This is a genomic window from Lactiplantibacillus argentoratensis, from assembly GCF_037290055.1.
In the GTDB taxonomy this organism is placed as follows: domain Bacteria; phylum Bacillota; class Bacilli; order Lactobacillales; family Lactobacillaceae; genus Lactiplantibacillus; species Lactiplantibacillus plantarum.
On record NZ_CP147647.1, the window covers coordinates 1,944,175 to 1,969,988 of the forward strand.

The following is a 25,814-nucleotide window of genomic DNA, read 5'->3' on the forward strand; positions in this document are numbered from 1 at the left end:
GCTTATAATTGCAACTTTTATTTTTATATGCTAGACTAAGAGTCGAAATTACTAAGGTGTGCGCATTGCTCTAAACAAAGTGTTGCCGAACAATTAATACTACTTTGGGATGTCCGTTAGCTAATTCCATAACATGCCTTATCCTTTGGTAGTTAGCGAATTAGTCAGAACGTCCCACCTGCCTTAAAGCGGGTCAATACTGAAGGGCGATTAACGGCACCACTAGTTTTTCCGGAAGTTTACTTCCGTTGGTCAGGACTTGTTCCTGGCCTTTTTTGATGGACGAATTGTCAAATCAAGCGCAACTTTTTGCCGAAGAAAACTTCACTTGGACTTTTCCATCCCAAGACCTTGCGTGGACGGTTATTTAAATCTGTGACGAATGCGATAATCTCTTGGTCATTTAAATCGTTCAAATCAGTTCCTTTGGGGAAATATTCACGAATTAAACCGTTAGTATTTTCATTGGTTCCACGTTGTTGTGGTGCGTGTGGATCTGGAAAAAATACCGGTATTTCTAAAGTGTCAATGACGTCTTGATAATTGGCAAACTCAGTTCCACGATCAGGTGTAAGTGTCTTTACCCGTTCCGGTGTGACGCTATTTAATAAGTCCATCATAGCTTGTGCCACGGGTTTAGCTGCGACTTTACTTACCCGTTCCGCTAATAAATACCGTGATTTACGGTCTACCAGCGTCACCAGCGCTGAACGTCCGGTTTTACCACGCACTGTGTCACCTTCCCAGTGACCAAACCGAGTTCTATTTTCAGCCGAAAGTGGGCGGTCGTGGATTGAAGGTACATCGTTAAAACGACCACGCCGTTCCTTGATAGTTCCCTTAACTTTGCGCGTTTTACCTCGATGTCTTAATTGGCGGGCGAATCCACGGGCACCATGACTTTTACGCTTTTCACCAAGATTATTCAAAGCAATTCCACGATAAATTGTGTTGTAACTGATTTTCCAGTTACTATGCTCAAAATTTAGCCGTCCTGCGATTTGTTCTGGGGACCATTTACGATGGACGATACAATTAATGACAAATGCCCGGATATCAGTTTGCGATAAGATCCGTGGCCGTCGACTTTTCAAACGTTGACGCTCATAATTTAGTTGCGCATTAACTGCGGAATATTTAGAACGACCACCATTCCGGCTAACTTCCCGTGAAATAGTCGCTTTAGAACAACCGATGCGTTGGGCAATGGCCTGGTAAGACTGTTTTAAAGTTAGCCCAACTAGTAGGCATTCACGGTCATTTAAGGTAAGATGATGATATAGGCTCATAGTCTGAGTCCTCCTTGTAAGTAAGTTGTGGTGACTATATTTTACAAGGACTCAGGCTGTGAGTCTTCTTTTTGATCATTTGTTGCACTTCAATTGTAAATTCGTCTGGCGTAAAAAGCGCCCGAGTTGGCCCCCCTACTTTATCAACACCGCACAAGCCCCAATAAGTGACCACGATCAACTGGAAAGCTGATTATCTGCAGACACCTGTCCTTAATCCTGGCCACTAGGTTCTCTGGCTGAATCGGTCTCACGACACTTCGCCACGTTGCACAGGTCTGCGTCTCGCGAAACCAGTCCGATGCGTCTCGCAATTATTTTACGCTAAATCGACGTTGCGCGCGCTCAACATCCTAATCGCTGATATTTATTAGCATTGCATTTGTCTTCTCTTCTAGAATCGACTAAAATAAGACCATCATCACCGTTTGGAGGTTCATTTTGATTACACTACTGCTCGTCATATACACGCTCATTGCGGGCTGGCTCAGTTACTATCTGCTGACCCACCAGTCGCGCCCATTTCTCTTTTTTGACCCGAACAAGGCGCCGACAATCAAACACGTCGCACGTTACGGTGGCAGCTTAATGTTACTAGTCACAATTGCCTGTTTCGTGACGATCTTTGTTCAAGCAACCATGCTAATTGCCATCGTACTAGCTAGTGGTTCACTCATTATGATGGCAACTGCCCTAATTTTAGTGAGTTTCATGCAAATCTCGTAGAAAACGCTTTTTATTTTTTGCGAAAACCTTTACAATATAGTTATAAAGTAATGAGGGGTGAGAATGATGTTACAACAATACCAACACATTTTAGTTCCTGTTGATGGTTCTTATGAAGCGGAATTAGCATTTAAAAAGGCGGTTGCCGTCGCGAAACGGAACGGACCTAACGCCTCTGTTCACATGGTCCACGTGGTTGATACCCGTGCCTTTCAAAACATCTCTAGTTTTGACACGACCATGGTCGAACAAGTCACCGATACTGCCCAAAAGACGTTGGACAAATACGTTGCAGAAGCTAAGGCGGACGGCTTAGATAACGTGGACTATTCGATTGAATATGGCGCGCCTAAGACGATTATCGCCCGTGACGTTCCTAAGGACATGGGCATCGATTTAATCATGATCGGTGCCACCGGGCTAAACGCGGTTGAACGCCTATTAATCGGGTCAGTCACCGAATATGTTACTCGGATGGCCGTTTGTGACGTTCTCGTTGTCCGGACTGACTTAGAAAACAAGCCGGCACCTAAACCAAAGAAAAAGTAATGCTTAATACACGTACCAGAAAAATCGGCTCAGTGAAGTTATTTGCTCACCTCACTGGCCGATTTTTTGTCGCTAATTTTCACAGTCAGAACATTTACTGCTCTAGGATTGCGCGGTACAGCACCTGACCAAGATCATTCATCGCACTAGTTTGCGCCGTCCGCTCCCCACTGGCAGCCATCATCGTCATGATAAAGGTCCCCTGACGATTCCGAACAATCGCCGCGTCATTTTGGACGCCATAGGCTTGATAGTCCCCAGTTTTGTTATAGATGGTCGCACGCGTTGGCAGATTTTTGACCAACTTACTGTGATCCGTGTTCGCCTTCAAAATCGTTAACATCGCGTGATCGACCTTGCTCGAAATCAAACGCTGGTTAGCCAATCGTTTCAGCACCGTGGCCACATCCCGAACTGAGGTATCGTTATCATGCCCGGCCTTTAATGCGGCGGTATCCATTAACCGCCGTGCCATTTTTGTATCAGTCAGACCTAACTGCGCAATTTCCGTATTGACCGCCGAGAAGCCACCGACACGATCCAACATGATATTAGCAGCCGTATTATCACTCTCCGTAATCATACGTTTTGTGATTTCAGCATACGTCAACTGGCTGCCAGCTGGTAGCGTGTGTAACGTCCCGGTCCCACCGACCTTATCGGCAGCACGCAAGGTATAGCGGTCCTGCATGCGCCAGTTGTTTTGATGAACCTGATCATAAGCGGTGACCATGATAAAAAGCGTGATCAAACTCCCTGCACGTTGCGCATGATTGTTCACGACGACGCTTTGGCTACCAGCCAGTGGCATTACCGCCACCGAAGTTTGTCCAGCTAACCCGTTCGTTGCTTGCTCAATTAGGTCAGTGACCGTTGCGGCCGGAAACGCCGACTTAGCCGGCTGCTGGGCGCTTGAATCATTATCTGCTGACTGAGGGGCCGAACTTTTCCTTGACGATTCGGCCGTCGCCGGTGTCGTGGCTGACCACAATAGTCGCCCCACGATATAGCCGCCGCCAAGCAATAGTAGTCCTGCCACCAGGACCCCAAGGAGTGGTCGCCGACTGAATCGACTTGAAAAACCTGTCCGCCGTGATTGTCTTCGACGTCGTTGGACCCGACTTTGCAAATTAGCATCACCACTTGATTGCACTAACCGGTGACCACATTTTAGGCAAGTCACGGTCTGCGGCGGATTATGGTAACCACAGTTTTGACAGCTCATCTTTCATCCCCCCGGTATCAAAAATGGGACAGTCAACGATGTACCGTGCTTAAGCGGGCCCTTTCACCCACTAAGCGCGGCCATTCACCGCTAACTGTCCCATCACGTCATCTAAGCTTCGTTGGCCACTTGCAAGGGTGCAATGTGGTACTCCGCCATTTCTTTCGTGATTTTTTCGGTCAAACTATTGTTATGGGTCACCAAACTTAACGCGTAGGCCACGTAATAGTGGTCATGTGCTGACTGGACATTGTTTAAGACAACTTCATTGGCCGCCTTTTGCGCGTACAAGCGGTCCAATAAATAAAGGGACTGACTTTCCTGCGCTTTCTTAAGTGCCAGATCAATCAATTCCAAAGCTTCCTCTGGGAAATTGATCTTAGCATACAATTGTGCAGCCGAAGCGTAGATCAAGATTTCGTTTTGCAAATAATCGTCGTCACCCATTGGCATTGCTTGTGCGTCCATCGTGTGTAAGGTCGCGACCGCCTGCTTGACGAAAATCTCAGCCTTATCATAGGCTTGCTTACGTTCATAGGCTAAGCCAGTTCCGAGTGTCGCCAAGATGGCAAACATATCGTGACTGGACTTAACGAACTGATTGAGCAACAACCCAAAGTTAAAGATGGCTTCGTCAGCATTGTCATTGAGTACTAACTGAAGGTAACCCTCATAGTAGTAGTACTGCTTCTTATCCGTATTACTCCGTAACTGCTTCGGCCGGATATGTTGGAACACTTCTTGGGCCTCTTCCAGTTGTGTATGTCGAATCAAAGTATCAATCTTTTTGAACGTCCGATATAACTGGTCGTCATTTTCAATAATGACTTCTGACAAACGAATTCCTAATCGATTACAGATTTTCATCATAATCTTCATACTTGGAATTTTACTCTTTTTTTCAATCAGACTAATCGTTGCCTGTGTACAAATCCCATCAGCTAGTTCCTTCTGCGACATGCCCTTCCGCTTTCTGAACTGCCGCACTTTTTCACCTAATATTCTCATGTTTAACCCCTCTTCGTTGATTGCCGTAAACCAAACTCATTTTGTAACTACCCTTGCTGCCCCCACTCAATGAACAAGGGTATCGTGACACCTAATCAATCCTCATTAATACGTTCGAATAATTGAGCACTAACCAATTGGACAATACCAATCACGCATATAATTATATTCACATAACGGAATTTTAGCAAGAAATACGCGTAATTCTTATTTAATATTAAGTTTATACCATGATACTGGCCCAAGGTCATTTATTAATTATCCAGTATTCCAGTTCGTTAACCACCCTAATCAAGAGCTTGTTCATTAAAAGTGAGAACTACTGAAAGCGATTTAAAGGGGAACGAATTAGCTTTATCAACGGCCATTATCAATTGTCATGACACCCTCAACTAATTGATTGACACTACTTAATAATTAAGACTGATTCTCATACTTCTTTCAGTAGTTTATAACCAACTAACTAGCCAATTTATCAATTGATAAAAATAGTAATGCTGCGGTTGGTCCAGTAATTTGCCGAGTTGTCCTGGTCGGTTCGTAATCAGCCCGTCAGCTCCCATAGCCGTCAGTCGGTGCATCGCTAATGGCCGATCAACGGTCCAGAAGTAGACGGCCTGATGCTGCCGATGCGCCGCGCTGATCTGTTCACGGGTCGCAGTCAGGGCTTGCAGTGAATAAAAACTGGCAACGGAATCAGAAAAGTCTGTCAGATAAAACGGCGTTATGAACCCAACTGGCAATTGGGTCGTCCGTTGATGCAGGCGCTCAATCACCCGATAATCCAAGGAGTGCACCGCCCCTTTTTGTCGGATCAACTGTTGCGCATAGTTGTCAGCAAACGGCCCCATGAGCTGATCAGCAGCTCCGACCGATTTGATTTCGACTAATAACGGTTGCTGTAACTTGTTCGCCACTGCAAAGTACTGCTTAAACGTGCTCAAGTAGCCTTTCTGACCATGCTCCCGTAGCGGTAATCCGCTCAGTTTGTCGACGGGGTACTCATGAACGGGGCCGGGTTGACCCGCCAAGGCTTTCAGCGTCGGATCATGCATCACGACCCAGTGGTGATCTGCTGTCAATTGAATATCCATCTCGACCATATCCAGCCGAACTTGCTTGACAGTCCGTCTAAGCGCTTCTGTGGTATTCTGGACGCCATCTCGACCATTTACACCCCGATGTGCAATAATCGCTACGGGTGCCACTGGTGGCGTTCCTAGCCACCAGCCTGCGTAACCACCGAAGATTAGCAAACTGGCCGCTGTCAGTACCCCAGTTTGCCAGTTAGAACGGGCCACAATTGCCGTTTCCGGCCAACGACGCGACCACCAGCCCATGAGTCCCAACCAAGCAATCAGCTGTAACCAAATCATCATGCAAACGGCGACGAGTCGGCTGAGTAGTTGGCTGACAGTACCACTGACCCACACGATGCCAATACCAACGATTGCCATGACAAGCCAGCTAATCAGGAACAGCCAGACATTGCGGCTTTGCTTAACAACCATCCACCAAGAAGTCCGCCAACCCGTTCGCCAATACTTGTGCCAACTCGCTGGTCCTAACAACTGTTGTTGGAGTGCGGGTAACCACTTCCAGCTAACTAGCCAGCCCAGTAACCAAAGTGGTGCCAACAGCGGAAGCCAATCATAACGCGTATTAAAAACCACATTTTGAACGGTCGCCGGTAATTGCAGGCTCGCTTGTAACGTTGCTAAGTAACCGAACCAACCGAGTGGTAGCCACCATAGCGCCGTCCCCAGCAACAACGACCAGCGGCACCAAAATTGGCTAGCCTGCCACCGTTCGTGATTACTGCGGGCGACCATGGCCGGTAACCAAGCGCTCAGAAGCAACATGCCTAGCAGGCTGACGACACCGCCGACCTGAATTCCGAGCACTTTGACTAATACTGCTAGTAACATGCCCGTCACCCACCAGTGGGCTAACGGTCCTACCAGCTGGCGCGTATCCTGCGTCACGAGCTCCCATCCGCGACTTAACAACCTGACCCCTCCTCACAAAAAAATGGCGGCCGTGATGAATCGCTTCATCCCAACCACCACAAAACTCATTACGGTATTATTCTGCGTCCAACGCGACGAAATCATAGTGAATGCCAGACTGACGTTTGAATTCATCAAAGCCAAGCTGGATCAACTGATCGATCAACGCCGTGTAACTAATGCCAGAAACTTCCCATAACTTTGGATATAAACTAATGTTAGTAAAACCAGGTAACGTATTGATTTCACCCAAGTATGGTTCACCGTCTTCAGAAACTAAGAAGTCGACACGTGCCATTCCCTTTAAACCAAGTGCTTTGAACGCATCTAATGACATCTGCTGAATCCGTTTCGTCAAATCAGCTGGTAATTCAACTGGTAATTCGAACGTGACCCCACTGGCATCCACGAACTTATTATTGTAATCGTAGAACGTATCCGTCTTCGGCACATCAATGGCCCCAAGTTTAGATGCCTTAGGATTTTCATTACCTAAGATTGAGCATTCCACTTCACGCGGATTGTCAATTGATTCTTCAACTAAGATCTTGTAGTCATACTTGAACGCGTCAGCCAAGCCATCCAAATATTCTTGTTCATTCTCGGCCTTATGGATCCCAATCGATGACCCCTGATTGGCAGGCTTAATGAATAAATGATCACCCACGTGGGCTTGCAAATAAGCGTACGTCATTTGCTCTCGATTTTCCGGTGTGACCACCACATACTTGGTGTTTTGAATATGATGATGCGTTAAAATCTGCTTTGTAATGTCCTTATCAAAACTAGCCGCGGACGCTAAGACGCCACTACCAACATACGGCTTCTTCAATAACTTGAACAGCCCTTGTAAGGTACCGTCTTCCCCCAAGTTACCATGAACCACTGGGTAAAAGATATCAATATCCTTGGCCAGTGTCAGGTTCTTGATGGGTGCTAATGGATCACTCATGTCCAACTTGGGCATTTCTTCAGCGACGACTTGATCTTCTGGTTCACCATCAAATACGCGTCGCGTTGCAGCATCACTCAGGACGATTCCGTTCTTCGTGATTAAAAACAAGTCAATCTCGTACTTATTCTTGTCCATGGCATCATAAATGTTGTGCGCGGAACGCTTCGAAACGTCATGTTCTGAAGAGTTACCGCCAAACAACATACCAACATGGATCTTTTTTTGTGTCTCCATAATTTTGTTCATCCTATCAAGGTTTATTTCATACTACGGCTTAGTTAATTCTACAATATCTGAGCACAATTGAAAACATTTTTGCAATAAAACGTGGGCTTTTACGCATCAAACGGTGCGGTCAAGACAATCTTACCTAACATTTGGCCCGTTTCCACAATTTCGTGGGCTGTTCGTAAGTTAGCCGCGTTAATTCCGGCCAAAGTTCGCTTGGTCGTCGGTACGATCACCCCGGCGTCGGCCAGTTGCGCGACCCGTGCCAGAATAACCCCCTGCGTTGCCATCGCTGGTAACTGGTAGTTGGCCTTGGTAAACATGAACTCCCAAGCAAAATTCAAACTCTTCGGCTTGAGTAGCGCCATTGGTAAGGGTTGCTGATTCGTCACCACGGCAACAATCGTGCCAAGCGGCCGAATTAATGGCGTCACTAATGGCAAGTATTGATCCGTTGAGTGTAATAGTATCACATGATCAACGGACTCCAAGCCGGCCGCGGCTAATTGTGACCCCAAATCTTGATGATAATCTAAAACAATGTCAGCACCTAGCTGCTTGACCCATTCAGTGGTCGCTGGCTTGCCGGTCGTCGTCACCACTTGAAGTCCCGCCCACTTTGCCAGCTGAATCGCCATCGAGCCAACACCACCAGCACCGTTGATGATAAGGACGCTTTGACCAAGATTCGCGTCAGCCGCAGCAGTGAATGGTAACTTTTCAAACAAGGCTTCCCAAGCCGTCAGCGTAGTTAATGGCAGACCAGCTGCCTGTGCTGGAGACCAAGTTGTCGGGGCACACGCCACTAGCCGTTCATCCACCAGTTGATACTGAGCATCACTCCCCGGCCGATCAACGGCACCAGCATAATAAACGATGTCATCAGTCATAATCGTCGTCACCGCATCACCGACTGCCAGAACCTTAGCAACGGCATCAAAACCTAATATGCGCGGCGTTGTTACCGGTGATTGACCTTGCCGCTGCTTCGTATCGATTGGATTGACTGCAGTCGCCAGGACGGACACTAAAATATCACGGCCGCGTGGTTGCTCGACATCAATGGTGACGTCTTGTAAACTATTCGGGTCACTCACTGGCAATCCTTGCGTTAATCCAACTGCTTTTGCCTGCATTCAAAAGACTTCCTTCCAAAACTAACCTAAAAATTCTAATTCATCATCCAAATAATCAATGACGGCCGTTGGCAGATCATCGTGCAACGCTAATGCTTCCAATAATCGATTGCGATTAAAAATCTGCGTCCATTCAGCTTCACTAGCCGGCCGGGTATGCATCATCAACTGTTGATGCCAGTCCTTCATCGCGGCTAACAAATAGTCGCAATAGAGCTCATGCTTGTTGGTAATCAAAGTCAGATAAGTCGATAGCCGCTCCGGTTCACCGAAAATTAACGGCGTCGTCAATCTTTGGTAACGCGCGATCATCGCAGCCAACAGTAACAATTTATCTGCACGGGCGAGTTGTGGCTCATCGGCCAGTTCATCCAAGATATTGCCAATGTGCGTGTACGCGTGCGCCCAGCCAGTCGTGCCCACAAAGCCCCGGGTATCCTTCTCGAGTAAAATGTAGACCGTAATTTGTTCAACCGCCAGATCCAGCCGTGCGGGCGTCATAAACTTAAGGCCCGCATGGTCCGCATACATTAAGACTGAAAGCAGCAAAACGGCAAACGAGCGCTGGTAGATAGCATCATTTTGCGGCTCATCGATGTGGGCAAATAGCATCTGATCCTGAATCAACTGATCAAAAATATCGCCCAATTGTTCTGGTGTGAGCACCTGCTGTTGTAACGCCTCGTTCAACAAATAGTAGACACCTTGATCACGAACCAGTGGATTCAACGAGCCAATATGGGCCATCAACAACTTGATCTGATCGTCGCTCATCGCGGTCAACGTGCCCTTTTTCAACTGCTCATGGAGCGTTGCAATCAGCGGTAGCACTTCTTCATCACTTGGAATCGTAACCGTGGTTGTGACGGTACTCGGTAACTGTTCAATCAACGTTCCCAACCGACTGGGTAGCGACTGATAGATTCGTCCTGCTCGAAGTTGCTGTCTTAACTTCAACACTGCATCTTTAACCTGCATCAATTTCTCTGCTTGCATAATGACCTCGTAATCTCAAATTTAACTTCTATTTTAGCATGTCGACGTCCATCTGCCCAAAAGAACCATTCAATCATAAAACGTGACCTAATTACGAGCATGCCGGTACCAACTTGAGTCAACGCCCAAATCCGCACCGGGCCCCTTAATTAGGCCACGTTTCATCACGAGATATCTCAATCGACGCTTAAAGCATCCCTATGCTTGCGGCAAGACATCCACTTGCGACTTGATAAACTTCGCTGACGCCGATAATGATGCTCGTTCGTCAGTGGTCAAATCTAGTTGAATTAATGATTCGATGCCGTTCTTACCAATCACAGCAGGCATGCCCACGTATGTCCCATATTGTGGGTCGAAGGCCGAAACCGGGCAAGCCAATTGGGCATCCGCGCTGACAGCTTCTGCCAATCGAACACCACAAGTCGCAATCGCAAAGTTGGTATAATGCTTACCCGCCATGACTGCAAACGCCCCTTGCCGTGCATCCTCTTCAAGTTGGTCGAGGTTCAGACCTGGGAAATCCTTGATAGGCTGCCCATTGATGCTAACCGTTGACCAGGCGACAAATTGTGAGTTGCCATGTTCACCGTAAACGTATCCCGCCACGTTTTTACCATTGGTACCGGCGGCTTGGCCGACGTACTTTTGCATCCGGGCCGTGTCTAAGAAGGTCCCCGTACCAAAGACCCGTTGCCGTGGGAAACCGGTCATTCGTTGTAAATAATCCGTCATAACGTCACACGGATTCATAATATCGATTAGAATTCCTTTAAACCCGGACGCCACAATTTTAGGCGCAATCTCCCGGACGATCGCTTGGTTTAAATCATATTCACCGAAGCGACCCTTGGAACTATTCATGTCGATGGCCCCAATATTGCCGGAAGCCACGATCAACACTTCGGCATCTGCCAAGGCTGAATAATCATTTAAAATAATCTTAGTGGTTGAGCTTAGGCGAGGTGAAGCGTCGTCTAAATCGAGTTTTTGCGCTTTGGCCAAGGCCTCATTCTTATCGATTAAAACTAATTCATCAACGGTTCCTTGTTGAACCAACGTATAAGCCACCGTCGCACCGACTTGGCCTAACCCGATCACACCATATTTACGCATGCTGCAAACTCCAATCTGTAGTTTATTTAACTTGGTTAGCGTACCTTGCAACCGCTACAAAGTCAAGCAGGACGCTGTCTCATGAGATTTTAATCAATCGTGATTTTTAATTGTTTCAGCCAAATCGTTTAATCAGACGCGTGAAGAAACCACGGGAGGCCCATTTCATAAAAAAGCTAGCTTCAGGGGCCGCCCCTGAAACTAGCTTAATCAACCAATATGCTATTAAGAGGCCCGCTTAGTCAGCTGAGACTGGCAAGATAGCACCCTTGTACTTCTTTTCGATCCATTGTTGCGTGCTCTTAGAACGGAGCGCCTTCATTAACTTCTTAATGGCTGGCTTGTTCTTATCGCCCTTACGAACGGCCACAATGTTGGCGTATGGTGAATCTGACTTTTCAAGTGCGATTGCATCCTTCTTAGGACTCAACCCAGCTTGAACCGCGTAGTTGGCGTTAATAACGACCGCATCGCCCTCGTTGTTCTTGTAGAACGTTGGCATTAACTTCGCTTCGTATGAATGTTTAAACTTCAAATGACGTTTGTTGGTCTTGATATCATTGAAAGTTGCTGAAGTTAACTTAGTTCCCGGCTTCAAGGTAATCAAGCCGGCATCCTTGAACAACGTCAAGACCCGACCATAGTCAGCCACGTTGCTGCTGACCAGAACGGTTGCGCCGTCCTTTAAGTCCTTCAAACTCTTAACCTTCTTGGAGTACACGCCGATCGGTTCCAAATGCACTTTACCAGCAGAAACCAAAGTACCATTATTTTCCTTATTCCAGTTATCCAAGAATGGGATGTGTTGGAAGTAGTTGGCATCTAATTCTTTAGAAGCCAACGCTTTGTTAGGTAAGACGTAATCTTGGAAGACTTTGATCTTCAAGTTAACGCCTTCCTTTTTTAATTCTGGTTGGACGTGCTTCAAGACTTGGGCGTGTGGCACTGAAGAAGCACCCACTGTAATGGTCGTAGTCTTGGTCGCTGATGATGACTTCCCACAACCAACTAATAAGAATGCCGTTGCCGCAACTGCTAATAACCCTAGAATTCCCTTTTTTTTCATAATTCCGTTTCCTCCTATACGAACTTTAATTAACTCGTTTATCGATATGCCGAACCGCGATATCCCCGATGAATTGGAAGATAAACACGATGATCACAATGATTACCGTCGCCACTAATGTGATGGCATTGTTATTGGACTGGAAACCATCTTGATAGGCCAAGTTACCCAGGCCACCGGCACCAATGGCCCCCGCCATCGCGGTGTAACCAATTAATGAAATCGTCGTCACCGTAATCCCGGAAACTAGTGCTGGCATACTCTCTGGCAATAACACTTTCCGAATAATCTGCCAGCGAGTCGCACCCATTGATTCAGCAGCCTCAATCACCCCGTGATCCAATTCGTGAAAGGCCAATTCCACCATCCGCGCATAGAACGGCGCAGCGGAAATGATCAATGATGGCAAGGCCGCACGTGGTCCGATGATCGTTCCAACCAGCTTAGACGTTACTGGCAATAATAGCACGATCAAAATAATGAAGGGAATCGACCGGAAAACGTTCACGAACAGCGCTACGATCCAATTTAAGGCCTTAGCCAACGGATTCTGACTTCCGGCCGTCTCATAAAGCAACAGCCCTAAGGCGATTCCGAGGATGGCAACCACGACCATTGACACGATCGTCAACCAGATTGTTTCCCACGTGGCCGACATCATGCTACCCCAATCGACATTTGCAAATTTAAAATATGAATCTAATCCTTGATCATTCACGGTTCAAGACCTCCGTTTCTACCCGCATCGTTTGTAGGTACGCTAGAGCGCCCTTAATCTGTTCCTGATCACCCGTTAATTGGATATACAGCGAGCCAATCGCCCCTTCTTGGGTTTGGTGGATCCCACCCTCAATAATATTTAAATCTAACGGGTACTTCTTCAACATCTCTGAAACAATCGGTAACTGGGCTTGATCACCATGGAACGTCAGTTGTACGATAGTTCCCTTTGGATACTTTGCCAGCAGTTGATCCACGACCACCGTTGTGTCATTCAGTGACGGCGTGACTTCTTCATTCACAAACCGCTTAGTCACAGCCTGCTGTGGTCGTTTGAAGACTTCAAGTACTGGTCCTTGTTCCACGATCTTACCAGCTTCCATCACCGCGACATGGTCAGCAATCTTACGAATCACGTGCATTTCATGCGTAATCAATATGATTGTCAAATGGAGCTTCTGGTTGATCGATAGTAACAGGTCCAACACTTCATCAGTCGTCTGCGGATCCAAGGCACTAGTCGCTTCATCTGAAAGTAAGATCTGGGGGTCATTCGCAAGCGCCCGGGCAATTCCGACCCGTTGCTTCTGACCACCTGATAATTCTGACGGATAAGCCGTTTCCCGACCGGCTAGCCCAACGAGATCTGCTAAGTGTTCAGCCTTTTTGCGGGCATCTGCTTTAGACTGACCAGCAATTTCAAGTGGAAACATAATATTTTCCAAAACCGTCCGTGACCATAATAGATTAAAATGTTGAAAGATCATGCCGATCTTTTGACGTTGAGCGCGTAACTTAGCCCCGCTCAACGTCGTGATATTAACATCATCAATCACTACTGACCCACTAGTGGGTGTCTCCAAGCCGTTCAGCATCCGTACCAAGGTACTCTTACCAGCACCTGAATAACCAACGATGCCATAAATGTGACCATCTTCGATTTTTAAATTAACATCTTGAACGGCGTGAACCGCCCCCTGCTTAGCATCAAAGGTTTTCGTCACATCTTTAAATTCAATCAAGTCAATTCCTCCTTACGCATCAAAAAAAGCTCCTCATCCCAGACAATTATGACAATAATCATCAATAGGACGAGAAGCTTAGCCTCGTGGTACCACCCATCTTCACAACTAGCTCGCACCAGTTGTCTCAAGAGTTACTATGAACTCCGCATGATAATGGGTGCGACCCAAGCTTAGCTTGCAAGTGCTCACTAAACTTCATTACTTCAAGACCATCTTCAGCTTCACGATTAATTCCCTTACACCAACTAGGAACTCTCTAAGTAATCGTAACCGCGTACTCATCTTTTCAAAATGATAACTTTTTTAATCAATTGTTAATGTAACGAGTATACCGAGCCTGTTTCTAATTGTCAAGACCTGACAATTAGTCCACATCGATTAACCAAGCAACGCCGTCTTCAACGCTGTTCAACGCATCGAAATTCTCACTCAGCGCTGGGTTGACCGCAACAACGGTCCCGTTAATTGGGCAGTTGAATTCAGAAACGGCCTTAGTTGCTTCAACACTTAGAAAAGCGCTGTTTTGACTAACCTTGTCGCCGATAGCTGGTAATTCAGCATACTTCACTTCACCAAGGGCTTCATGGGCAGCCTTAGTCAAACCTAGCCGCGTATGCCCATCAACATCTTTTGTCCAAAAATAAGTTGCATCTTCACTCATACTAAACACCATACCTTTACAATAATTTTACTATTCAAACCGGTCGTTACGACTGAACATGTAGGACTTGTAATGATACCGCATCGACATCATTAAGCCAATCCCGGCCATATTGGCAATCAACGCCGAACCCCCTTGACTAATAAACGGCAAGGGAATCCCGGTCATTGGCAATAGTCCGATACTCATCCCAATATTTTCGAACACGTGGAAGAGAATCATCATGATGACCCCGGTTGAAATGTAAGCGTAGAATTCGTTCTTCGTATCAAACGTCACTCGGATCATCTGGTAAATCAATAAGAAATACAATAAAATAACCACGGCACAACCGATAAAGCCAAAGTTTTCACCGATTACTGAGAAAATCATATCGGATTCTCGCACCGGAACAGTCACGTGAGAAACGTTAAAACCCCGCCCGGTAATCTGACCAGAGCCAATCGCCTTCATACTCTGCCAAACTTGATAGGCATTGTTAGACGTATCCGTCGACGGATTCAACCACGTATCGATCCGGGCAAATTGGTACTGCTTAAAACCGATAGCTTCCAAAATATGGCGACCGCTCTGTGAGATCACGAGGTATAACGCGGTCCCCGCAATCGCCGCCACAATAGTGAACGTTGGTGCCAACAATCGCCACGAGATCCCGGAAACTAAGATAACGCCCCCGAGAATCGCGAAGAACACCAGCATCGTCCCAAAGTCATTTTGTAACTTCAAAAGGATGGCAACTGGCACCATGTATGCAATTAACTTCCCAATGAGTTGCCAATCGCTCGCCATCGTGTGCGTCGGGTGCTCCGTGTTATGCATCGTCACGACCCGCCCAAGCATCAAGATAAAGGCGGGCTTCATGACTTCAGACGGTTGCAACGTCAAGGAACCGACCGCAAACCAACTTTTGGCCCCAGTACTCTCATACAGCGATCTACTGTAGAGGACTAGGACGGCCGCTAGCAGGAAGATCCCAAACCAATAGGCAATCGGTGCCACTCGCCATAACTGTTCTGAGTCAAACTGCATCACAATTACGGCAATCGCGGTCCCAATCACGAACCACATGACTTGAGAAATCACCTGCTTCGTGACGTTCACTGAACTAGAATCGTGCACTGCGGCGACGTAAATCGACGCCAGCCCGATGAGTCCTAGCATCATCACTGAAAATATGATACCCCAGTCAATTCTTGAATCCTCGTCTTGACTGCGGAGTCTAGATTCTTCTGCCACAAATAACGCTCCTAACCTGTTGGAATTAGCCCACCGCACCCGGTAGACCAACCCTATTCACAATATCATTTTGTACTTTAAGATAGTTTTCATTATACAACAACCTGGTGCCGAATTCTCGGAACCAGGTTGAAGGTTTACTAAAAATTAGCCTTTGTGTAGATGGTAGGCCGACAAGATCTCTTGCAGACTCTCATCAAAAGATTTGGTATGCGCAAATGGTTGGTTGTCACTGACCATTTCAGCTTCAAATCGTTCACCAACTTGAGTCACCTGGCCAATCACTTGTTTACCGATCAGAACTTCGGTAACTGGTTGACCGTTGACCTTCGTTTCGTTTAAAGTGACCGAAATCACCTTATCTTTTCTTGCCACGGTGGTCTTCCTCCTTATATTGCGGATTACGACGCAATGAAAAATGGGCGGGCACCGGATCAAAGCCACCCTTAACTAACGGCTGACAGCGTAAGATACGTGCAATTCCCATTAGAATACCCTTAACTGCACCAAACCGGTCGATCGCTTCCAACGTGTAATTAGAACAGGTTGGATAGTAGCGACAATGAGCCGGACTAAACGCAGAAAAGGCCCGCTGATAAAAGCGGATGCCTTTCATTAATAACCGTCGCATCTTAATTTATTTCTTGTTCTTAGCAGTTTTCTGCATATGTTCAAGCAAAATACCAGCACCCTGAGCAACATTATTCAATGGGTGTTCGGCAACCATTACGGGCACCTTTAAGTTTTCGCTGATCAATTGATCAAGCCCACTCAACAACGCGCCCCCACCGGTTAACGTAATCCCACGGTCGATAATATCGGCCGCAATTTCTGGTGGTAAGGTTTCCATCACGTGATGGGCCGTGCTGACGATTTGCATCAACGTTTCGTGAATAGCTTCTTCAACTTGATTGGAGTCAATGTCGATTGAGCGTGGCATCCCCGTCACGGTATCCCGACCGCGAACTTGGGTCACCTTATCATCGTCGCTGTCCTGCTTGAAGACTTGTGCGATTTGAATCTTGACTTGTTCCGCACTGCGTTCACCGATCAACAAGTGATGTTGATCTTTGACGTAGTTCACAATGTCTTGGTTCATCCGGTCGCCGGCCATTCGTAATGAACTGCTTGCGACAATATCGCCCAATGAGAGCACAGCAATATCACTGGTCCCACCACCGATGTCAATGACCATGTTCCCACGTGGTTGGAAAATATCCATCCCCGCACCAATGGCCGCCACCTTGGGTTCAACTTCCAGGTAAACCTTATTACCGCCAGATTTTTCGGCAGCTTGTAAGATTGCTTTACGTTCAATCTCAGTGGTGTTCGTTGGGGTACAGATCATAATACTTGGCCGTGACATAATCCCACGGACATTTAATTTTTTAATAAAATAGGATAGCATTTCTTCGGTGACATCAAAATCCGAAATTACTCCGTCTTTTAATGGTCGAATTGCCCGAATGTTACTAGGCGTCTTTCCAACCATTTGGTAGGCTTCGGACCCGACTGCCAACACTTGATTCGTGTTCGTATCGATAGCGACCACGGATGGTTCGTTAAGGACGATGCCCTTACCCGATACGTAAATTAAAACATTGGCAGTACCTAAGTCAATACCAATATCTAAAGCCATGTTTTTGCTCCTCTCAAACATACAATTATACGACTAATCATTATACCATACTCTACAGTTGATGAGAACTGACGGCTGTACTAGTCGCCCGTCTACTTGCCACTAGCAACCAATCGGTGCGAGCTAATCATCTTGCCGTTTCGACCATTCATCGACTGTCAACGAATAGATGGCTTCGTCACGATACTGACCATTCAACAGAATATTTTCTGGCAGGGTCGCGTCCAAATGATATTGGCGCCGCTCTGCAACTGCCCGGCTAGCTTTATTCGCAACGTCTGCACCCAAGATGACCTTGTGCAGGTCAAGTTCCGTAAAGGCAATTTCTTCCAATCGTTCGAGCGCCTTAGTCATGCCCCCCCGACCAGTATACTTTTGGCCGAGCCAGTAGCCAATCTCACCGTTGTGATTAATGACACTAATATTATGCAAGTCGAGCATCCCAGCGACTTCGCCATCGACAATGATGGTGGTGATAAACACCTGTCCATGTGCCTGCTTGGTCAACATTGATTCGATAAAATGACGCTCGTCTTGCACGGTCGCCGTCGCATCAACCCACGGCATCCATGACTTCAAATGATCGCGATTATGATCAACTAAGTCGAAAAGCGGCTCCGCGTCAGCCACTTCAGTTGGTTTCAATGAAATGTGTTTGTCGATAATATTAATAAACATAAGCTGTCCTCCTGAATGTTGGCGCCGGGTTATCCCGCTTCGCCACAAAAAAGCCTTCAAAAACGAGTTTATCGCACTTTGAAGGTTTTGTAAGCAATTATTTCGATTTATTCGGCAGCTTCGTTCGCAAAATCAGGGTTCAACGCATAAACGGTACCATCTGGAACGTCCACGCGTTTGATCTCAGCACCTAATTTAGCCAGCTTACCATGGAAGTTAAAGTAGCCGCGATCAAGGTACTTCAAATTAGTCACTTCGGTGTAGCCCCGACTGACCAGTCCCGCGATTACTAACGCGGCAGCAGCCCGAAGATCGGTCGCAGTGACCTGGGCCCCGTTAAAGTCAGTGGGACCATACATAATGACGGAGCGACCTTCAACTTTGAAGTCGGCGTTCATTCGCCGTAACTCATCAAGATGCATGAAGCGATTCTCAAAAACCGTTTCAGTTAATAAACTGGTGCCTTGCGCACACAACTGCAAAATTGTCATTTGTGGTTGCATATCCGTTGGGAAACCCGGATGAGGCATCGTTTTAACGGAAGTTGGCTTCAAGGTTTCTGGACCAATGACCCGAATACCAGCCGGTTCTTCTGTTACCGTGACGCCCATCTCACGCATCTTCGAAATCAATGGCTTATTATGTTCGGCAATGGCATCTTCGACCAAGACGTTCCCCTGGGTCACCGCAGCGGCGACCATGAACGTCCCGGCTTCGATCCGATCCTGAACGATGCTATGGTCACAACCGTGCATCGCTTTGACGCCTTCAATGCGGATCGTTTCAGTACCGGCCCCAGTGACCTTAGCACCCATTTGATTCAAATAGTTCGCTAAATCAACGATTTCAGGTTCACGCGCAACGTTTTCCATCGTCGTGATGCCATCTGCAAGTGTTGCCGCCATCATGATATTCTGCGTTGCCCCAACACTTGGAAAATCTAAGTAAATAGCCGCTCCGTGTAACTGGTTCGCAGTCGCTTCAACGTACCCGTCGTGGCGTTCGATTTCAGCACCAAGGGCGTTCAAGCCTTTCAAGTGTAGGTCAATGGGCCGTGAGCCAATCGCACAGCCACCTGGCATGGCGACCTTTGCATGACCTAACCGCGCTAATAATGGTCCCATGACCACAATTGACGCACGCATCTTGGACACGTATTGAAACGGTGCTTCCGATGATAATTGACGACTAGCGTCAATATCGATGGTTTTATTAATTTCATCAAAATCAATTTTAGCATTCAAAAACTTTAAGACGTTATTCATTGTGAAGACGTCTGATAACACTGGTACATTTGATAAATGTGTCTGTCCCGAACTAGCCAACAAGCTTGCAGCTAAAATCGGTAACACGGCATTTTTAGCGCCCTCAATATGGACATTTCCTGTCAAACGTTGACCGCCATGAACTACAATTTCCTCCATGGATAAACCCTCCATCACTAAACGATAATCAATAAACAAGTTACGTGAGATTTCGGATTGCGTAAAAAGCACACTTAATTAAAAGGACGTGATTGAATCAGATGCCGCGCACCTGCCCAAATTCCACTGTTCACCGCGATACCGATCAAGTCGGTCATACACGGTATGCAATCCAAACACCAGCTCAACCATCAAACTCGCCAACAACAGCGCGCAGGTTCAAATCGGTTCCTAATCATCATACCATAGAACACCAGGGGATAAATATTACATTTTACATTTTCGTTACAATTTCAACACAAATATTAAATACTTATGATTAGTTAACTAATTAGAAGTTCGTCGCCCAATTTGTTGACAAAGCGTGGCTCGCTTAACCAGCAACACCGTTTAATCGTAATCGTTTTCTTTGTTGTAATACCACTATAAGATGCATTCTAACATTCAACTTAGTGCAACGCCCCTAATACGCTCAACCGATTAGAAAAAGTCGGACCGCGACCGCCTCTATCCGCCCGTCACTGTGGATAACATTGCGGGTAAGGGTGGCTCATTAAAATGGTTAAGTTTGCCGTAAACTTGCGCCTTGATATTGGCTTGAGGGCAAAAAAAAGCACCCGCAAATAATTGCAGATGCTTTTCAGAATTTTAAGTTGTTAATGCCGGGCAACGTTCAACCGGTTCATGGCACGCCGCAGAGCGACTTGGGCCCGCGCCAACTCAGCATCATCATGCTTTTGTTGGGCATCTTGAATCCGGGTTTCAGCGCGTTTCCGTGCATTTTCAGCTCGGGCAACATCAATGTCATTCTGACGTTCAGCACTATCGGCAACAATCGTTGCTGTATTATCGCTGAACTCAACAAAACCGCCGTTAACGGCAATTTCGTCATCTTCCTGATCACTCTCAAGTTGCTTGATCCGAACCTCATCGATTGCAAGTGACGCAATCACCGGAATGTGGTTCGGCAAAATTCCGAGTTCGCCGTCAATCGTTCGCACGATCAACATTGGCGTCTTATTCTCATAGACCTGACCGTCTGGAGTTACGATGCTAACGGTTAATGATTTTGCATTGTCAGCCATGTAAACCCCTCCTAATCAGTTACCATCGATTTCGCTTTTTCGACCACGTCGTCGATCTTACCAACTTGACGGAATGCGTCTTCTGGTAGGTCATCATATTTACCTTCAAGAATTTCTTTGAAGCCCTTGATGGTATCATTGATTGGCACATACGAACCAGGTTGGCCCGTAAAGTTTTCGGCAACGAAGAAGTTTTGTGACAAGAAGAATTGAATCCGCCGTGCACGTGCAACGGTCGTCTTTTCTTCGTCAGATAATTCGTCCATCCCTAAAATCGAGATGATATCTTGCAATTCACGGTAACGTTGCAAGACCCGTTGAACTTCCGTTGCAACTTGATAATGTTCTTCGCCCACGATTGATGGGTCCAGAGCGATTGAAGAAGAAGCTAATGGGTCAACGGCTGGGTAGATCCCTTGTTCCGTCAAAGAACGTTCCAAGTTGGTCGTCGCATCCAAATGGGCGAAAGTCGTTGCAGGTGCCGGGTCGGTATAATCATCGGCAGGCACATAAACGGCTTGAATCGAAGTAACTGACCCCTTCTTGGTAGAAGTGATCCGTTCTTGTAATTGACCCATTTCAGTGGCTAAGGTTGGTTGGTAACCAACGGCTGAAGGAATCCGACCAAGTAAGGCGGAAACTTCAGAACCAGCTTGCGTGAACCGGAAGATGTTATCGATGAACAACAACACGTCTTGGCCTTGAACATCACGGAAGTATTCCGCAATCGTTAAACCGGTCAAGGCCACCCGCATCCGGGCACCAGGTGGTTCGTTCATTTGACCATAAACCATGGCGGTATTCTTCAAAACGCCGGAAGCCTTCATTTCAAAGTAAAGGTCATTCCCTTCACGCGTCCGTTCACCAACACCGGTAAACACGGAAATCCCGTTATGTTCTTGGGCAATGTTATGAATTAATTCCTGGATTAAAACAGTTTTACCAACACCGGCACCACCGAACAACCCAATCTTACCCCCACGAACATAAGGTGCTAAGAGATCGATAACTTTAATCCCAGTTTCCAATACTTCCGTACTGGTTGTTAATTCATCATATTTAGGCGCATCCCGATGAATCGGGTTACGTTCTGCGTCTGGACCGAATTCTGGACCACCATCAATGGTTTCCCCTAAAACGTTGAAGACCCGGCCTAACGTCTCTTTACCAACGGGAACAGTAATTGAAGAACCAGTGTCTTCGACTGTCATTCCCCGGCGCAAGCCATCCGTACCATCCATCGCGACGGTCCGAACAACCCCATCACCTAATTCCAACGATACTTCCACCGTTAAAGTGTCATCGTTGTCCTTCTGAATGATCAAGGCGTTATTAATATCGGGTAACTTATCGTTTAGAGAGAATTCAACGTCAACAACGGGTCCAATAACTTGTACAACTTTACCTGTACTCATTAGTCGTTAATTCCTCCCACTTCGTTATTCTTGCGCAACCAAACCACCAGTGATTTCAGTGATTTCAGTGGTAATAGCAGCTTGACGTGCGCGGTTATATTTCAGATTTAATTTATCGATTAAATCGCCAGCGTTATCTGATGCAGCCTTCATCGCGGTTGACGACGAAGCATGTTCAGCAGTCTTGGCATCCAAGATTGCACCATAAACCAAGCTTTCAGCATATTGTGGCAACACGGCCGACAAAATGGCTTCTTCTGACGGTTCCATTTCATACTCGGGACCGACATCTACCCGGCTATCCTTGGCTTTACGATTATCTGACTCACTTTGTTCAAAGGTCTCTTCGGAGATCGGTAACATCTTAACGGCCCGAAAACCAGAAGAGAGCCGATTAATAAAGTGGTTGTAGAAGACGTAGAGTTCATCAAAGACTTCGTTGTGGTACATTGATGTGACTGTCTTAACGATTTCACGAACTTCTTTAAAAGTTGGGACATCAGAGACGCCGCGGTACTCATAAGCCACGTTTAACCCGTTCTTTTTATAGAAATCCGCACCAGTGCCACCAACCGCCAAAACGACTGCGTTATCGGCATCAATCTTGTGCGTCCGCATGAAATCGTTAGTCTGTTTCAACACGTTACTGTTGTAACTACCAACGAGGCCACGGTCAGAAGTAATCACCAATAAACCAGTCTTTTTAACGGGGCGTTGCGCGAGCAATTCACTAACTGAAATCGTATTCGAATTACTGTTAGCAACACCGGCACTTGCTGACATCAGATGAGCTTTGGCAAGATGTGAAACGATGCTTTCAACTTTAGAAGCGTACACCTGATACGTGCTGGTATGCTTTTGAATCTGGTTCAATTTTGAAGTTGAGACCATTTGCATTGCCGACGTAATTTGATGAGTCTTCTTTGTTGAGTCAATTCGGCGCTTGACATCCATTAATGATTCTGCCATGCACTACTCACCATCCTTTTCAGCCATAACTACTTCGCAGCGGCAGCGGTTGGCTGGAATTGTTCTGCAAAGGCATCTAAGGCACTATTCATCTTATCAGCTTCTGGTAACTTCTTAGTTGCCAAAATCGTATCAAAGAGGTCCTGATGACTCGCATGAATAAATTCAAACAATTCACTTTGGTAACGGGCAATATCATCAACTGCCACTTTATCCAAATAACCGTTGGTCAAAGCATATAAAATCATTACTTGTTCTTCGACCTTCAATGGTGAATGAACAGGTTGTTTTAAGACTTCAACGATCCGTTGCCCACGATTTAATTTCGCTTGGGTTGCAGCATCCAAGTCAGAACCGAATTGTGAGAAGGATTCCAATTCACGATAAGAAGCCAAGTCCAGACGCAAGGTCCCGGCAACGGACTTCATCGCTTTAATTTGCGCATCCCCACCAACCCGGGAAACAGAGGCCCCGGCATCGATCGCTGGCCGCACACCTGAATAGAATGAATCACTATCCAAGAAGATTTGCCCATCGGTGATGGAAATAACGTTAGTTGGAATATAAGCCGAAATATCCCCAGCTTGCGTTTCGATAATTGGTAAGGCCGTCATTGAACCGCCACCCAATTCATCACTCAACTTAGCTGCCCGTTCGAGTAACCGTGAGTGCAAGTAGAAGACATCCCCAGGATAAGCTTCACGACCTGGAGGACGACGGAGGATCAAGGAAAGTTCACGGTAAGCCGTTGCTTGTTTTGAAAGGTCATCATAGACGATCAAAACGTGCTTGCCGTTCATCATAAATTCTTCACCCATCGCTGCCCCAGCATAAGGCGCTAAGTACAGTAATGGCGCTGGTTCAGCAGGCCCGGCAGTTACAACGATCGTGTAATCCATCGCACCTAACTTCTTCAACGTTTCAACTTGGGCCCGTACAGTTGAGTCCTTTTGACCAATAGCAACGTAGACACAAATCATGTCTTGGTCCTTTTGGTTCAAAATGGCATCAATGGCAACGGACGTCTTCCCAGTCTTACGGTCACCGATAATCAATTCACGTTGGCCCCGACCAATTGGAACTAAGGCATCAATGGCCTTGATCCCAGTTTGAAGTGGTTCGCTAACTGATTGCCGTTGCATAATCCCAGGAGCTTTATGTTCGATTGGCCGCGTATTCGTGGTCTTAATCTCACCTAAACCGTCAACTGGTTGGCCTAACGGGTTAACGACCCGGCCAATCATGGCGTCACCGACTGGAACTTCCATGATGCGGCCAGTCCGCTTAACAGTATCGCCTTCACGAATACCATCAAAATCCCCTAAAACAACGATACCAACATCGTTGCTTTCGAGGTTTTGTACCATCCCGTAAACTCCGTTACTGAATTCGAGTAATTCACCTTGTAAGGCGTTGTCGAGTCCGTGAGCACGGGCGATCCCATCACCAACGTAGGTGACAGTACCGGTTTCAGCAACTGAGAGCTCAGTTTGATAACTTTCTAATTGTTGTTTGATTAGAGCACTGATTTCTTCAGATTTAATGCTCATAAAAGTTTCACCTCTTCGTAAACTAATTGTTGATGAGTGCTCGTCTTAAATTCGTTAGTTGTAACGCAACGCTACCATCAAACGTTTGATTATTTGACTTCACAATTACACCGCCAATGATTGCTTCATCGACTTTACGTGACAAAACAACCTGATTGGCACCAACGCGTTTGGCGAATGCCTTTGCGATTGCATCAGCTTGCTCATCTGACAACTTGACCGCAGACGTTACTTCGGCATGCACTATTTTGCGACTCTCATCGAAACGTGCTTCAAACGCGTCAACAATGCCAACTAAGTTCGACATGCGGCCGTAATCATACAACATTTGAATAAAGTTTTTAATGTATTCTGAAGCGTGGTCAGTCAAAGTTGACAACGTTGTCTGTTTTTGATCAACCGGAAGCAATGATCCTGAGAGGACCTCTGCCAATTGCGGGTTGTCGACAAAGACTTGCCGTAATTGCTTTAACTCGGCCAGGAATGCTTCGGTCTGATCTTTTTCAACTGCAAGTTCAAAGAGTGCCTTTGAATAACGACTTGCAATTGTAAGATTATCAAGACTCATGCTTTCCCAACCCTTCAATATACGAATTAATTAATGCCTGTTGGCCTTCCGGATCCAATTGCTTCTTAATAATCTTCGTAGCAATCGCAACCGAAATGTCAGCGACGTCTGATTGGACGTTCTTCAAGGCATCTTGACGCTCCTGTTCAATATCCTTACGCGCATTTTGTTTATACTGCGTTGCTTCGTTTTGCGCATCGGCAACGATACTTGACCGTTGCTTTTCGCCACTCTTTTTCGCGTCAGCGACAATTTCACTCGCTTCAGCGCGAGAGTGTGATAGCGCATCACGCCGTTGATCAGCTAAGTCACTCGCTTCTTGCCGTGACTTTTGTGCTGAATCAATGTCGTTCGCAATCTTGTCAGCTCGATCAGCCATCATTTTTGTGATGGGCTTCCAAGCAACAACAGAGATCAATGCCATCAAAACAATAAAGCTAATCCCGATAAACAACATATCACCAAGGTAGAGACCGGATGCACCGATAATTAAATGCGAGAGCATCTAATGACACCTCCTTCTTTCATTTTCATTAAAATG

At 46.5% G+C, this 25,814-nt stretch carries 26 protein-coding genes and 1 other RNA gene; 3 read left to right on the top strand and 24 right to left on the bottom strand.

Going from position 1 to position 25,814, the window contains the following annotated elements:
• The first annotated feature begins 45 nt into the window (after window positions 1-45).
• Window positions 46-233: non-coding RNA, 6S RNA (ssrS, locus tag V7R88_RS09195), on the top strand.
• A 57-nt stretch (window positions 234-290) separates the two neighbouring features.
• Here ssrS and V7R88_RS09200 read toward each other — a convergent pair.
• Entirely contained in the window at window positions 291-1,289 is a 999-nt protein-coding gene (locus tag V7R88_RS09200; protein WP_016527164.1) for an IS30 family transposase, read from the bottom strand.
• Window positions 1,290-1,730: 441 nt separating this feature from the next.
• Between V7R88_RS09200 and V7R88_RS09205 the strand changes: the two genes are divergently transcribed.
• Together V7R88_RS09205 and V7R88_RS09210 are read left to right on the top strand one after the other, a co-directional pair.
• Complete coding sequence (locus V7R88_RS09205) at window positions 1,731-2,015, top strand: hypothetical protein (protein WP_057717333.1); 285 nt, start codon at window positions 1,731-1,733, stop codon at window positions 2,013-2,015.
• 66 nt (window positions 2,016-2,081) lie between these two features.
• The gene (locus V7R88_RS09210) at window positions 2,082-2,564 is read left to right on the top strand and encodes a universal stress protein (protein WP_003644650.1); all 483 of its coding nucleotides are present in this window, start codon (window positions 2,082-2,084) and stop codon (window positions 2,562-2,564) included.
• 94 nt (window positions 2,565-2,658) lie between these two features.
• Here V7R88_RS09210 and V7R88_RS09215 read toward each other — a convergent pair whose 3' ends face one another.
• The 23 genes from V7R88_RS09215 to atpF form a co-directional block, all read right to left on the bottom strand.
• The gene (locus tag V7R88_RS09215) at window positions 2,659-3,789 is read right to left on the bottom strand and encodes a serine hydrolase (RefSeq protein ID WP_060599239.1); all 1,131 of its coding nucleotides are present in this window, start codon (window positions 3,787-3,789) and stop codon (window positions 2,659-2,661) included.
• A 111-nt stretch (window positions 3,790-3,900) separates the two neighbouring features.
• The gene (locus V7R88_RS09220) at window positions 3,901-4,797 is read right to left on the bottom strand and encodes a helix-turn-helix transcriptional regulator (RefSeq protein WP_054398612.1); all 897 of its coding nucleotides are present in this window, start codon (window positions 4,795-4,797) and stop codon (window positions 3,901-3,903) included.
• A 449-nt stretch (window positions 4,798-5,246) separates the two neighbouring features.
• Complete coding sequence (locus V7R88_RS09225; protein ID WP_226319624.1) at window positions 5,247-6,806, bottom strand: glycerophosphodiester phosphodiesterase; 1,560 nt, start codon at window positions 6,804-6,806, stop codon at window positions 5,247-5,249.
• Window positions 6,807-6,882: 76 nt separating this feature from the next.
• Entirely contained in the window at window positions 6,883-7,995 is a 1,113-nt protein-coding gene (locus V7R88_RS09230; protein ID WP_054398615.1) for a D-alanine--D-alanine ligase family protein, read from the bottom strand.
• 101 nt (window positions 7,996-8,096) lie between these two features.
• The gene (locus tag V7R88_RS09235) at window positions 8,097-9,125 is read right to left on the bottom strand and encodes a zinc-binding alcohol dehydrogenase family protein (RefSeq protein WP_054398617.1); all 1,029 of its coding nucleotides are present in this window, start codon (window positions 9,123-9,125) and stop codon (window positions 8,097-8,099) included.
• Window positions 9,126-9,146: 21 nt separating this feature from the next.
• Entirely contained in the window at window positions 9,147-10,121 is a 975-nt protein-coding gene (locus V7R88_RS09240; RefSeq protein WP_054398619.1) for a DUF2785 domain-containing protein, read from the bottom strand.
• A gap of 198 nt (window positions 10,122-10,319) precedes the next feature.
• Window positions 10,320-11,237 (bottom strand): L-lactate dehydrogenase, encoded by a 918-nt coding sequence (locus V7R88_RS09245; protein WP_054398621.1) that lies wholly within the window; start codon window positions 11,235-11,237, stop codon window positions 10,320-10,322.
• A 238-nt stretch (window positions 11,238-11,475) separates the two neighbouring features.
• Window positions 11,476-12,303, bottom strand: coding sequence for a MetQ/NlpA family ABC transporter substrate-binding protein (locus tag V7R88_RS09250; RefSeq protein WP_054398624.1), 828 nt, complete (start codon window positions 12,301-12,303; stop codon window positions 11,476-11,478).
• A 25-nt stretch (window positions 12,304-12,328) separates the two neighbouring features.
• On the bottom strand, window positions 12,329-13,021 hold the full coding sequence (locus V7R88_RS09255; protein ID WP_003641453.1) for a methionine ABC transporter permease: 693 nt from the start codon (window positions 13,019-13,021) through the stop codon (window positions 12,329-12,331).
• On the bottom strand, window positions 13,014-14,045 hold the full coding sequence (locus V7R88_RS09260) for a methionine ABC transporter ATP-binding protein (protein ID WP_054398626.1): 1,032 nt from the start codon (window positions 14,043-14,045) through the stop codon (window positions 13,014-13,016). Before V7R88_RS09260 ends, V7R88_RS09255 begins: the two co-directional genes overlap by 8 nt.
• A gap of 367 nt (window positions 14,046-14,412) precedes the next feature.
• Window positions 14,413-14,709 carry a glycine cleavage system protein H gene (locus tag V7R88_RS09265; RefSeq protein WP_054398628.1) on the bottom strand — a complete coding sequence of 99 codons (297 nt, stop codon included), beginning with the start codon at window positions 14,707-14,709 and terminating at the stop codon, window positions 14,413-14,415.
• Window positions 14,710-14,739: 30 nt separating this feature from the next.
• Entirely contained in the window at window positions 14,740-15,945 is a 1,206-nt protein-coding gene (locus V7R88_RS09270) for an FtsW/RodA/SpoVE family cell cycle protein (protein WP_057717335.1), read from the bottom strand.
• A gap of 147 nt (window positions 15,946-16,092) precedes the next feature.
• Complete coding sequence (locus tag V7R88_RS09275; protein ID WP_338816167.1) at window positions 16,093-16,320, bottom strand: DUF2969 domain-containing protein; 228 nt, start codon at window positions 16,318-16,320, stop codon at window positions 16,093-16,095.
• The gene (gene yidD / locus V7R88_RS09280; RefSeq protein WP_054398633.1) at window positions 16,304-16,576 is read right to left on the bottom strand and encodes a membrane protein insertion efficiency factor YidD; all 273 of its coding nucleotides are present in this window, start codon (window positions 16,574-16,576) and stop codon (window positions 16,304-16,306) included. Before yidD ends, V7R88_RS09275 begins: the two co-directional genes overlap by 17 nt.
• A 6-nt stretch (window positions 16,577-16,582) precedes the next feature.
• Window positions 16,583-17,584, bottom strand: coding sequence for a rod shape-determining protein (locus tag V7R88_RS09285; protein WP_226319625.1), 1,002 nt, complete (start codon window positions 17,582-17,584; stop codon window positions 16,583-16,585).
• 123 nt (window positions 17,585-17,707) lie between these two features.
• On the bottom strand, window positions 17,708-18,262 hold the full coding sequence (locus tag V7R88_RS09290; protein WP_226319626.1) for a GNAT family N-acetyltransferase: 555 nt from the start codon (window positions 18,260-18,262) through the stop codon (window positions 17,708-17,710).
• 107 nt (window positions 18,263-18,369) lie between these two features.
• The gene (murA, locus tag V7R88_RS09295; RefSeq protein WP_054398638.1) at window positions 18,370-19,686 is read right to left on the bottom strand and encodes a UDP-N-acetylglucosamine 1-carboxyvinyltransferase; all 1,317 of its coding nucleotides are present in this window, start codon (window positions 19,684-19,686) and stop codon (window positions 18,370-18,372) included.
• A gap of 656 nt (window positions 19,687-20,342) precedes the next feature.
• Window positions 20,343-20,771, bottom strand: a complete 429-nt coding sequence (locus tag V7R88_RS09300) for a F0F1 ATP synthase subunit epsilon (protein WP_054398639.1) — start codon at window positions 20,769-20,771, stop codon at window positions 20,343-20,345.
• Between the two features lie 11 nt (window positions 20,772-20,782).
• Window positions 20,783-22,186 (bottom strand): F0F1 ATP synthase subunit beta, encoded by a 1,404-nt coding sequence (atpD, locus tag V7R88_RS09305; protein ID WP_003641443.1) that lies wholly within the window; start codon window positions 22,184-22,186, stop codon window positions 20,783-20,785.
• Window positions 22,187-22,210: 24 nt separating this feature from the next.
• Window positions 22,211-23,155, bottom strand: coding sequence for a F0F1 ATP synthase subunit gamma (locus tag V7R88_RS09310; protein WP_053566798.1), 945 nt, complete (start codon window positions 23,153-23,155; stop codon window positions 22,211-22,213).
• Between the two features lie 29 nt (window positions 23,156-23,184).
• Window positions 23,185-24,705, bottom strand: a complete 1,521-nt coding sequence (atpA, locus tag V7R88_RS09315; RefSeq protein WP_054398641.1) for a F0F1 ATP synthase subunit alpha — start codon at window positions 24,703-24,705, stop codon at window positions 23,185-23,187.
• A 22-nt stretch (window positions 24,706-24,727) separates the two neighbouring features.
• The gene (gene atpH / locus V7R88_RS09320; protein WP_003641440.1) at window positions 24,728-25,273 is read right to left on the bottom strand and encodes an ATP synthase F1 subunit delta; all 546 of its coding nucleotides are present in this window, start codon (window positions 25,271-25,273) and stop codon (window positions 24,728-24,730) included.
• Entirely contained in the window at window positions 25,263-25,778 is a 516-nt protein-coding gene (atpF, locus tag V7R88_RS09325) for a F0F1 ATP synthase subunit B (RefSeq protein ID WP_003641439.1), read from the bottom strand. The genes atpH and atpF overlap by 11 nt, the downstream gene beginning before the upstream one ends.
• Window positions 25,779-25,814: the final 36 nt, after the last annotated feature.

What these genes read in the sequence shown, in the direction of transcription:
- V7R88_RS09200 (WP_016527164.1), bottom strand. Translation starts at nt 1,289, where the DNA reads ATGAGCCTATATCATCATCTTACCTTAAATGACCGTGAATGCCTACTA.
- V7R88_RS09210 (WP_003644650.1), top strand. Translation starts at nt 2,082, where the DNA reads ATGTTACAACAATACCAACACATTTTAGTTCCTGTTGATGGTTCTTAT.
- V7R88_RS09215 (WP_060599239.1), bottom strand. Translation starts at nt 3,789, where the DNA reads ATGAGCTGTCAAAACTGTGGTTACCATAATCCGCCGCAGACCGTGACT.
- V7R88_RS09220 (WP_054398612.1), bottom strand. Translation starts at nt 4,797, where the DNA reads ATGAGAATATTAGGTGAAAAAGTGCGGCAGTTCAGAAAGCGGAAGGGC.
- V7R88_RS09230 (WP_054398615.1), bottom strand. Translation starts at nt 7,995, where the DNA reads ATGGAGACACAAAAAAAGATCCATGTTGGTATGTTGTTTGGCGGTAAC.
- V7R88_RS09235 (WP_054398617.1), bottom strand. Translation starts at nt 9,125, where the DNA reads ATGCAGGCAAAAGCAGTTGGATTAACGCAAGGATTGCCAGTGAGTGAC.
- V7R88_RS09240 (WP_054398619.1), bottom strand. Translation starts at nt 10,121, where the DNA reads ATGCAAGCAGAGAAATTGATGCAGGTTAAAGATGCAGTGTTGAAGTTA.
- V7R88_RS09245 (WP_054398621.1), bottom strand. Translation starts at nt 11,237, where the DNA reads ATGCGTAAATATGGTGTGATCGGGTTAGGCCAAGTCGGTGCGACGGTG.
- V7R88_RS09250 (WP_054398624.1), bottom strand. Translation starts at nt 12,303, where the DNA reads ATGAAAAAAAAGGGAATTCTAGGGTTATTAGCAGTTGCGGCAACGGCA.
- V7R88_RS09265 (WP_054398628.1), bottom strand. Translation starts at nt 14,709, where the DNA reads ATGAGTGAAGATGCAACTTATTTTTGGACAAAAGATGTTGATGGGCAT.
- yidD (WP_054398633.1), bottom strand. Translation starts at nt 16,576, where the DNA reads ATGCGACGGTTATTAATGAAAGGCATCCGCTTTTATCAGCGGGCCTTT.
- V7R88_RS09285 (WP_226319625.1), bottom strand. Translation starts at nt 17,584, where the DNA reads ATGGCTTTAGATATTGGTATTGACTTAGGTACTGCCAATGTTTTAATT.
- V7R88_RS09290 (WP_226319626.1), bottom strand. Translation starts at nt 18,262, where the DNA reads ATGTTTATTAATATTATCGACAAACACATTTCATTGAAACCAACTGAA.
- murA (WP_054398638.1), bottom strand. Translation starts at nt 19,686, where the DNA reads ATGGAGGAAATTGTAGTTCATGGCGGTCAACGTTTGACAGGAAATGTC.
- V7R88_RS09300 (WP_054398639.1), bottom strand. Translation starts at nt 20,771, where the DNA reads ATGGCTGACAATGCAAAATCATTAACCGTTAGCATCGTAACTCCAGAC.
- atpD (WP_003641443.1), bottom strand. Translation starts at nt 22,186, where the DNA reads ATGAGTACAGGTAAAGTTGTACAAGTTATTGGACCCGTTGTTGACGTT.
- V7R88_RS09310 (WP_053566798.1), bottom strand. Translation starts at nt 23,155, where the DNA reads ATGGCAGAATCATTAATGGATGTCAAGCGCCGAATTGACTCAACAAAG.
- atpA (WP_054398641.1), bottom strand. Translation starts at nt 24,705, where the DNA reads ATGAGCATTAAATCTGAAGAAATCAGTGCTCTAATCAAACAACAATTA.
- atpH (WP_003641440.1), bottom strand. Translation starts at nt 25,273, where the DNA reads ATGAGTCTTGATAATCTTACAATTGCAAGTCGTTATTCAAAGGCACTC.
- atpF (WP_003641439.1), bottom strand. Translation starts at nt 25,778, where the DNA reads ATGCTCTCGCATTTAATTATCGGTGCATCCGGTCTCTACCTTGGTGAT.